Source organism: Enterobacter cloacae complex sp. SHL022, from assembly GCF_049237785.1.
Classification (GTDB): Bacteria; Pseudomonadota; Gammaproteobacteria; order Enterobacterales; family Enterobacteriaceae; genus Enterobacter; species Enterobacter hormaechei_C.
On the sequence record NZ_JBMKJH010000020.1, the window covers coordinates 1 to 9,141 of the forward strand.

The window sequence follows — 9,141 nt, forward strand, 5'->3', positions numbered from 1 at the left end:
AAGCTGGCGCAGGTCAGTAAACGTCTGCATCGTCATTACGGCCTGACCACGCACATTAATGAGAACCTGTATGACGCGCTGACGGCGGCCTGCCTGCTGCCGGACACCGGGGCGCGCAATGTTGACAGCCTGCTGAACCAGCAGATTCTGCCGGTGCTGAGTCAGCAGCTGCTGAGCCATATGGCGGCGAAACAGAAACCACATACCCTGACGCTCGGCTGGGATGAGGAAGAGGGGGTAATGATTGAGCTGCGGCAGGAGGATGAGTGATGTCCATCCACGATAAAAAAAAGAAGGCGGAGCAAAAAGAAGAAAAGGAAGGTTCGCTGCGGTTACTGACGTCAGGAGAGATTGTGCTGGCGAAATCAGTTTACAAGTCAACGATCCCGTACCATAAGGTCTGGATCCATCATGACAGCTATCTTCCCTTGGGCCTCCAGAATAAAAATACGGCGATGTCCCCGAACGGTGAGATTTATTTTCGTCACTGGTACAGGGATGATTACGCGTCGACTTTACCTTTTCTGCAACATCTTTTTATTCATGAAATGGCACATGTCTGGCAACGTGAAAAAGGAATGAACATCATCGGGCGGGGGCTTGTCAGCTGGGCGGTGAGTTACCGTTATGTCCTGGATGGACGTCTGTTAAGTGAATATCCCATGGAACAGCAGGCACAGATTATTGCTGACCATTTTACGTTGCAGGCTGAAGGATACGAGACATGGTGTGATCTAAGAAAAGCAGGTGATATCACGCTTGACGGCAACATTTCTGAGCCCGTTATCCGCCACCTGTATACCAGCACGCTGCGGGGGTTCCCATGGTGAAAGTAATAACCTTTCGCCACAGGCATGCTTTTTTGCTCAGCCTGACGGTACTGACCGGTTGCCCCGGCCACGGGGATTACATTCGGCCTGATGAAATAACAACGGTCAGCACAAGAGGCGACAATGTGTGTTTCAGCGTTCCGAAGCCAGAGGACTACCAGCCAGTCAGTATTTCCATCGTTCCAAGAGGAACCCGGTTCAGGGAGCGGCAAATTACGTTTGGTCCCACACTTCGTATTGTGAACGGCCAGCTATGTATCCCACCTTCATTCCATCATTTTCCTGATAAAGGCCAGTTCATTGTCAGATACGTTCTGCACTCTGAGCGCCATAAGGATACGCCGCGCAGAATGGTCGCCGGGGTAGAGATTGCCGGCGAGTGTATTTTCGACATTCCTCTTAATGACATGGAGGCAGTCAGACCGTACGGCGAGTTGGACAACAGTGAAGTTCAGCCTGATCAAGGCGAACGTGATGGTTCCTGCAGATCCCCTTTTAGATCCGTTCATGGAGTGAAAAATTATGAATCTATCTGACTCTTTGCAAAACGTTTTATCCGGGGCGGGAACCCTGAACCGCTACAGGCTGGATATTCCTTCCTGTCCTTCTCCACTTGATGTGGAAGACTTCAGCGGTATTGAAGGCCTGAGCAGGATTTACAGGTATGACATCATTTTTACCAGTACGGACAAACATCTTGATGCTGCCTGGTTTTTGTGTGAACCCGCAACCCTGACGATGGGGGGCGGGTTACTGGAGAGCATGACTGAACAGAAAAAAGTGCACGGTGTCATTACTCATTTCAGACGCATTTCCGGCTCTGCCGACCAGACACAGTACCTGATCACGCTTAAACCATTTCTGTTTTTGCTGGATAAGCAGCACCGCAGTCACCGTTTCTTTGTCAATAAGTCAGTACCCGAAGTGGTCGGGCAGGTGTTACAGGAGCATAACCTGCATGGCTGGGAATATGAATTCAACCTCAAGCAGAGCTACCCGAAGCGCGAGCAGATAAACCAATACCAGGAAAGCGACCTGGCGTTTATCCAGCGCCTGCTGGCGGAGGTGGGGATATTTTACTGGTTTACCCTCCAGGAAGACGCGCAGACAGAGGTGGTGCATTTTGCCGATGCGCAGCGGGCGCTGGTATTTGGTAAAACCCTGCCAGTCAACAGTCCGTCCTGGATGAGCGACAGCGGGGCTGACTCGGTGTGGGGCCTGAATATTACCCATAACGTGGTGGAAGCCAGCGTCACCACGAAAGATTACAACCACCGGGACGCACAGAGCATACTGCTGTCGGCACCAGCGGATATGACCCGGGGAAACGGTGAAGGTGTGGCCTATGGTGATGTCTACCACTACCGGCTGCGCCATCTGGCGCGCGGTGACAAAATCGATCCGGCAGCGGAGACGGCCAACTTTTATGCCCGCCTCGATCATGAGCGTTTTCTGGCAAACCAGACGCTGATAACCGGTAACAGCACCGCTGCATGGCTCGCGCCGGCACAGGTGCTGACGATTATCGACGGCCTGCCGCCGACCCTGCCTGCTGTCTTACAGGAACCGGTGCTGGTTATCAGCGCGCATTTTACTGCCAGTCGCAAGAGCGCCCTTCTGGTGGATATTTTGGGGGTTCCGTACAGCGAAACGGTGTGCTGGCGTCCGCCGCTGCTGCCGCGCCCGAAGGTGACCGGGACGATGACGGCGCGTATCACCAGCGCAAAAGCCAACGATATCTACGCCTGGCAGGATGCATCCGGACTGTACCGGGTGAAATTTGACGCCGATCGTGACGTGAAAGGACAGGGTCAGGAGAGCATGCCGGTACGTCTCGCCAAACCCTACGGCGGCGACGTGTACGGTTTTCACTTCCCGTTGATTCAGGGCACGGAAGTGGCGATCGCGTTCCACGAAGGCGATCCCGATCGTCCGTATATCGCCCATGCGCTGCACGACTCGCGGCACGTTGACCATGTGACGGAGAAGAACAGCACCCGGAATGTGATCCGCACGCCGACGAACAACAAGCTGCGGATGGAAGATAAACGGGGTGAAGAGCATATCAAGCTCAGCACGGAGTACGGCGGCAAGACGCAGCTGAATCTGGGACACAATGTGGATGCCAGCCGTGAATTGCGGGGGGAAGGATTTGAACTACGCACGGATAAATGGGGGGCGATACGTGGTGGCAAGGGAATTTTTATCAGTGGGGATGTTCAACCAAGTGCCCAGGGCAAAACTCTTGATATGAACGCGGCTATTGCGCAATTACAAAGTGCTTTAGAATTAGTCACTGCATTAGCGCAAAGTGTCGCTGTGTCTGGTGCTCTTGATGCCGATCGTTCGTCACAACAAAAACTTAGTCTGGCCCTGAATCAGTTAAAAGAAGCGGGAATACTGGCATCAGCGCCAGCAGGAATCGCATTAACAACACCCAGAAATATTCAACTGTCGTCCGGGCACACATTGACGGCTACGGCTGGTGAAAATATTGATATGAGCATTTTCAAAAGGTTGACGGTTGCAGCAGGTGAAGCTATAAGCTTGTTTGCGCAAAAGATGGGCATTAAAATATTTGCAGCAAGAGGTATTGTAGATATACAAGCGCAAACAGATGCAATGCGCCTTCAGTCTGATAAAACGATGACTCTCAATAGTGTTAATAGTGAAATAATATTGAACGCTGCACAGGGTATAACATTAACCAGTATCGGCGGGGCATATATAAAAATAAAAAATGGTTCTGTAGAAATTGGTGCTCCAGGGAAAATCGATCTTAAAAGCGCCAATATTTTATGGGGAGGGATATCTTCACTCGAAAAGGCGTTAAAACCCATGGTGGTAGAGGACCCGCAATTCAAATACCCCATGAATGAACGTTTTCAGGTATTAGATAAAAATACCGATCAACCTAAAGCATTGATACCATATCGCATAGAAACTGCGGATGGCGTGACGCTTAGAGGTATGACTGACGAAAATGGTTATACACAATGCCATTACGGAGTAGATCCTAAATCCATTAAATTGTTTTTTGAGTAAACAAGGAGGTGATTTTTATGAGTGAACATGACACTCCGGTTGCTGAAGGGACACTGAATAAAAAAGAAGGAAGTTCAGTTGTAGCACATCACGAATCAACATTGATTTATTTTAGTACCGAAAATGAAGAGCTAATTCTTCTTAACGAGAAAATAGCATCAGCTCTGGATGATCACGCCAGAAATCTTATGATGCTGGTGGATGAAGTTCATAAAGCAAATGAAATATATTCGGCGGCAATTGAAGCCTATGGAAAAGTTCTTTCGCATCCCGACAGAGCTGCTGAACTCACTTCGCTTGAAGCTAAGGTATCAGGAGCAGAACAAAAATTAGCAGATAAGAAAAAGGATTTACAGAAAACGCTAGGAGATTTTGAATCTAAAGGGGCTGGTTATAAAGAGGTAACAGAACTGATACCGATAAAAACTAAAAAAAATCAGGGAGGGCGTAACGGGATTGGTAGTCGTTATGTATATGTAAAAAAATCGTATATTGATAATTTTGGAACTGGAGATATACATCGGGTAAGTTTACGAGGACGAGATCGTACTACTGGAAAAGAAAGTATATTTGAACGTGACAATAATGGCAATATTAAAAGTATAAATACGCAAAAAATAAAAGAACAGTTAAAAAAACTAGAATCTAAAAGCAAAGGAATAAAATTTTTTGAAGTCAAAGATATTGGTAAAATAGACAAGACATTGTGTGACTGGGCAGATTCCTGGAACAGCAGTATGGTGTTGGAAAAGGAAATTGGTCAGAATATTGATGTATCTGCTGGTGCACAATTTTTGCGTTTTACATCCAATACTGGTGCGTCAGGAGAGTGGGACCCTCATAAAGGAAAATTAACAATTAAAGGTGAACATAGCACCGTCCTTTCTGTAGCATCGGGTACAGCCAGTGCTAAATTTTACATACCCGATCGCATTGGCTGGTCTTTGAAAATGCTGCCACCTCCTGGAAAAACTAAAGTTCTCAATATGGGAATGTGGCGTATGTATCTTGAGACGTCACTTATCGGCTTTGCTGGAGCATCGGCACAGGTTGAAGCTCAACTACAGGTTACTACCATTGGAACAAAGCAGGTTATAATGGGAGATCGCGAAGGGCGCCTGCCTCGTTTCAGAGATCGACACTCTCCAACAGGTGCCGCGTTTCATCAGGCAAGAGAAAAAAATGAAGAAGGCGCGTCTGCAAGCGCAGAGATATTTGCCGGCGCACGTGCTGAATTCAAGATGAAAGGGGGCGTTCAATGGTTACAACCTGTCGAGTTAACGGTGCACCAGGGAAAAAAAGGCGATGATGCGAAAGAAGCTGCAAAATTTGTCGACTTTTGCTCAATTTCAGAAGCATTTGTTGGAATGGTTGGGGCTGGTGCAGGGGGAAAATTTCAGTGCGATTTCATTAATGGACGCTTCTGTTTCAGTATCGCTGCCAGTCTGTGTTTAGGTGCAGGCGCCAAAGGTTCTTTTGAAGCAGAAGTTGACTACGACAAACTTTACGATTTTGGGTACTGGCTGGTTTATCAATTATATGGCCTTGATTATTCTTTTTTTGAGGTTATATCCAAAGAAGCATTCGGGGCTTTTACGAAGATTAGTGTGATTCTTCTTTCTGAAATAAAGAAAGAAGTTAAAGAAGAATTAAAAAATATGGCAATCACATTAAATGATATTGATGATTATTTTATTTCAGTTGTTTCTTCTTTTGAAGAAGGGGTTAATTCCTCACAAAAGAGAAACGACATTGCTCATAATATACTGTCAAAACCTAATCATTTAATAAAAACTACTCCTGAAGCGAAAGGTATCTTAATATATTTATTAACGCGACATAATCTTTATGATCATGTGGACTTGGATAATAGAGTCATGCTTGATATTTACCATGATCGCAAAGAAGCAATATTAACCATCTTAGATAGTATCCAAACACAACGTGAATGGTTCCAGGTATTTAGCCATTGTAACGCTGATGGGAGTGATTTGGCCGCTGGGAACTCAGCGTTAAAATACATGGTTGCCCAAAGAAAAATGAATGACCTGAAGGAGTTTTTGCAAGAAGGTCTCAACAAAGATAATGAGATGGATAAGATCTACCGGAGGTTAAAGGTCACACCTTCCTGGGGATACGCGCTCGCTATGAACAATACGGAATTTTACAAACTATACAGAATGGATAATGAATTCTATCCCAAATCCAGAATATTTAGTCCTGTAAGTGACAACAATATAATTGAAGTTTAAGGGGGTCGAAGATGAAAAAATTAGTGAAAATAGGTTTAATGATGCTGACAGTTGCAGCACTGATGTCATGCGACCAGCAGAATTCCTCGGTCATGCCAGCGAAAAAGAACAGTAATGACTTGTCAAAATTTGTTAATGAGATTAAGGCCGATCTAATCTTTGTACAGGGCGGGGAATTCCTTATGGGAGATTATGGTGAACAATACGGACCAGAAGGTTTACCCTACGATGGTAAACAAGACAGTAAGCCGTTACATAAAGTTCAACTCACCGCTTATTCAATCAGTAAGTTCAAAACCAGTAATAAACAGTATCAGTTATATTTGACCTACAACAATCAGTATAGGAGAACAGTCAATAAAGAAAACCCCGGTGCAAAAAAATGGGATGAATTAAATATGACGCCACAAACTCCGGCGCATGTAGACTGGAATGAGGCTCAACAATACTGTCAGTGGTTAGCGACAATAACAGATTTACCTTTTTCATTACCAACAGAAGCACAATGGGAATATGCGGCACGCAATAGGGGACAGTTTGTTATAGCTCCGACTAATGATGGAACTATAAAAGTCGACAAAAGCGGAAGGAATGTAGCTTCGGAAAAAGATAGTAAGGAATATGCAAAAGAAATGGGAACATCATTAGGAATATATTCTCCGTTGCCTGGCGATCTCTATCCACCAAACCCTTTAGGTATTTATGATATGGCCGGTAACGGCTGGGAATGGATGAAGGACTGGTATGACCCGGAATATTACAAACACTCACCAGTTAAAGATCCGCAGGGGCCAGACAATCCTGTCTATAAAGATTACAACGGGAATTATACAAAAGTTGTCCGCTCCCAGGATTTTTCCGGCCCCAGACGAGGCCTTACCATAACCCGGTATTTCTCAGACCCAAAAGACAGTGGCCACTTGCCGAGCGACAAAACGGTTCGTTGCGTCGTCAACAGCCCGAAACCGGTCAGATAATACCGGAACTATACACTAAAGTTAAATAAGGAAACAGTTATGAGGATTTTATACAGAACGGGGGGGATTCTGATTACCGTTTTGTCACTAATCTCTTGCGACCAGCAAAAGCAGTTGGTGCCACCCTCCCCAAAAAGCAGCGTTGAACTCTCTAAATTTGTAGGTGAGATTAAGGACGAGCTAATCTTTGTACAGGGTGGTGAATTTCTGATGGGAGATTATGGCGAAAAATACGGCCCGGAACATTTACCCTATGATGCAAATCAGCATAGTAAACCATTACATAAAGTCGAGCTGACAAGTTATTCAATAAGTAAGTTTAAAACCAGTAATAAACAGTATCAGTTTTATTTAACCTACAACAATCAGTATAGAAGAACAGTTAGTAAAGAAAATCCTAATTTAAAAAAATGGGATAAATTAAATATGACACCACAAACTCCGGCGCATGTAGACTGGAATGAGGCTCAACAATATTGCCAATGGCTATCGTTAATTACAAACTTACCTTTTTCCCTTCCAACCGAAGCACAATGGGAATTTGCGGCACGCAGTAGAGGACAGTTTATTATAGTACCGACTGATGATGGAACTATACAGATTAAGAACCGCGAGGGTGTGAATATTACCACTTCAGACGATCGCGAAAAATTCGCTCAAGAACAAGGCTCCGGTTTAGGTATCCTTTCTCCAATGCCGCGTGATGCGCGTCCGCCTAACCCCTTAGGTATATATGACATGGCCGGTAACGGCTGGGAATGGATGAAGGACTGGTATGACCCGGATTATTACAAACATTCACCACTGAAAGATCCACAGGGGCCAGACAATCCTGTCTATAAAGATTACAACGGGAATTATACAAAAGTTGTCCGCTCCCAGGATTTTTCCGGCCCCAGACGAGGCCTTACCATAACCCGGTATTTCTCAGATCCAAAGAACAGAGGCCACTTGCCGAGCGACAAAACGGTTCGTTGCGTAGTTAACAGCCCGAAACCGGTCAGATAATACCGGAACGACACACAAAAGTTAAATAAGGAAACAGTTATGAGGATTTTATACAGAACGGGGGGGATTCTTATTACCGTTTTGTCACTAATCTCCTGCGATCAGCAAAAGCAGTTGGTGCTACCCTCCCCAAAAAGCAGCGCTGAACTCTCTAAATTTGTGGGTGAGATTAAGGCCGAGCTTATCTTTGTACAGGGTGGTGAATTTCTGATGGGAGATTATGGCGAAAAATACGGCCCGGAACATTTACCCTATGATGCAAATCAGCATAGTAAACCATTACATAAAGTCGAGCTGACAAGTTATTCGATAAGTAAGTTTAAAACCAGTAACAAACAGTACCAGTTTTATTTGGCTTATAATAATTTAGTTGGAAGGAATGTTGATTTGAAAACCAGAAATGGACAGCGCTGGCGGGAAAAAAATATGACACCCGATACACCTGCTCATGTCGACTGGTATGAGGCGGAAAAATATTGTCACTGGCTGTCTACTATTACTGAGTTACCTTTCTCATTACCAACAGAAGCGCAATGGGAATATGCAGCGCGTAGTCGTGGACAATTTGTAATTGTTCCAACCAATGACGGGACCATACGAATTGGAGAAGGAGATAAAAGCAATGTAGCTTCAGAAAAGGATAGCAAACTATATGCAAAAAAAATGGGCACGTCTTTGGGACTCTACTCTCCGTTGCCCGGTGATCTTTATCCACCAAACCCCTTAGGTATATATGACATGGCCGGTAATGGATGGGAGTGGGTAAAGGACTGGTATGATCCTGATTATTATAAATACTCATCAGTAAAAGACCCTCAGGGCCCTGAAAAACCAGTGTTTAAAGATAGTAACGGTAATTACACAAAAGTTATCCGCTCACAGGATTTCTCCGGACCAAGACGCGGCGCAACGATATTCCGCTTCGACTCAGACCCTGCTAATGAGGGATATCTCCCCGGCGACAAAACGGTTCGTTGCGTCGTCAACAGCCCGAAACCGGTCAGATAATACCGGAACTATACACTAAAG

The 9,141-nt window shown here is 45.3% G+C and carries 7 protein-coding genes and 1 pseudogene; all 8 read left to right on the plus strand.

Translation table 11 applies throughout. From position 1 onward, the window contains the following. Window positions 1–270: pseudogene (locus tag ACOTZD_RS22715) on the plus strand (hypothetical protein); the annotation flags it as partial. Next, window positions 270–830, plus strand: a complete 561-nt coding sequence (locus ACOTZD_RS22720) for a hypothetical protein (RefSeq protein WP_058658211.1) — start codon at window positions 270–272, stop codon at window positions 828–830. The pseudogene ACOTZD_RS22715 and the gene ACOTZD_RS22720, both read left to right, overlap by 1 nt. Then, complete coding sequence (locus tag ACOTZD_RS22725; protein WP_174402492.1) at window positions 824–1,366, plus strand: putative T6SS immunity periplasmic lipoprotein; 543 nt, start codon at window positions 824–826, stop codon at window positions 1,364–1,366. The genes ACOTZD_RS22720 and ACOTZD_RS22725 overlap by 7 nt, the downstream gene beginning before the upstream one ends. Then, window positions 1,353–3,875 carry a type VI secretion system Vgr family protein gene (locus tag ACOTZD_RS22730; protein ID WP_174402493.1) on the plus strand — a complete coding sequence of 841 codons (2,523 nt, stop codon included), beginning with the start codon at window positions 1,353–1,355 and terminating at the stop codon, window positions 3,873–3,875. The genes ACOTZD_RS22725 and ACOTZD_RS22730 overlap by 14 nt, the downstream gene beginning before the upstream one ends. Before the next feature lie 17 nt (window positions 3,876–3,892). Next, the gene (locus tag ACOTZD_RS22735; protein ID WP_421636371.1) at window positions 3,893–6,127 is read left to right on the plus strand and encodes an ATPase; all 2,235 of its coding nucleotides are present in this window, start codon (window positions 3,893–3,895) and stop codon (window positions 6,125–6,127) included. 11 nt (window positions 6,128–6,138) lie between these two features. Beyond that, window positions 6,139–7,104 carry a formylglycine-generating enzyme family protein gene (locus tag ACOTZD_RS22740; RefSeq protein ID WP_174402495.1) on the plus strand — a complete coding sequence of 322 codons (966 nt, stop codon included), beginning with the start codon at window positions 6,139–6,141 and terminating at the stop codon, window positions 7,102–7,104. Between the two features lie 39 nt (window positions 7,105–7,143). Then, entirely contained in the window at window positions 7,144–8,112 is a 969-nt protein-coding gene (locus ACOTZD_RS22745) for a formylglycine-generating enzyme family protein (RefSeq protein ID WP_048243948.1), read from the plus strand. A gap of 39 nt (window positions 8,113–8,151) precedes the next feature. Beyond that, on the plus strand, window positions 8,152–9,120 hold the full coding sequence (locus ACOTZD_RS22750; protein WP_421636372.1) for a formylglycine-generating enzyme family protein: 969 nt from the start codon (window positions 8,152–8,154) through the stop codon (window positions 9,118–9,120). Window positions 9,121–9,141 lie beyond the last annotated feature (21 nt).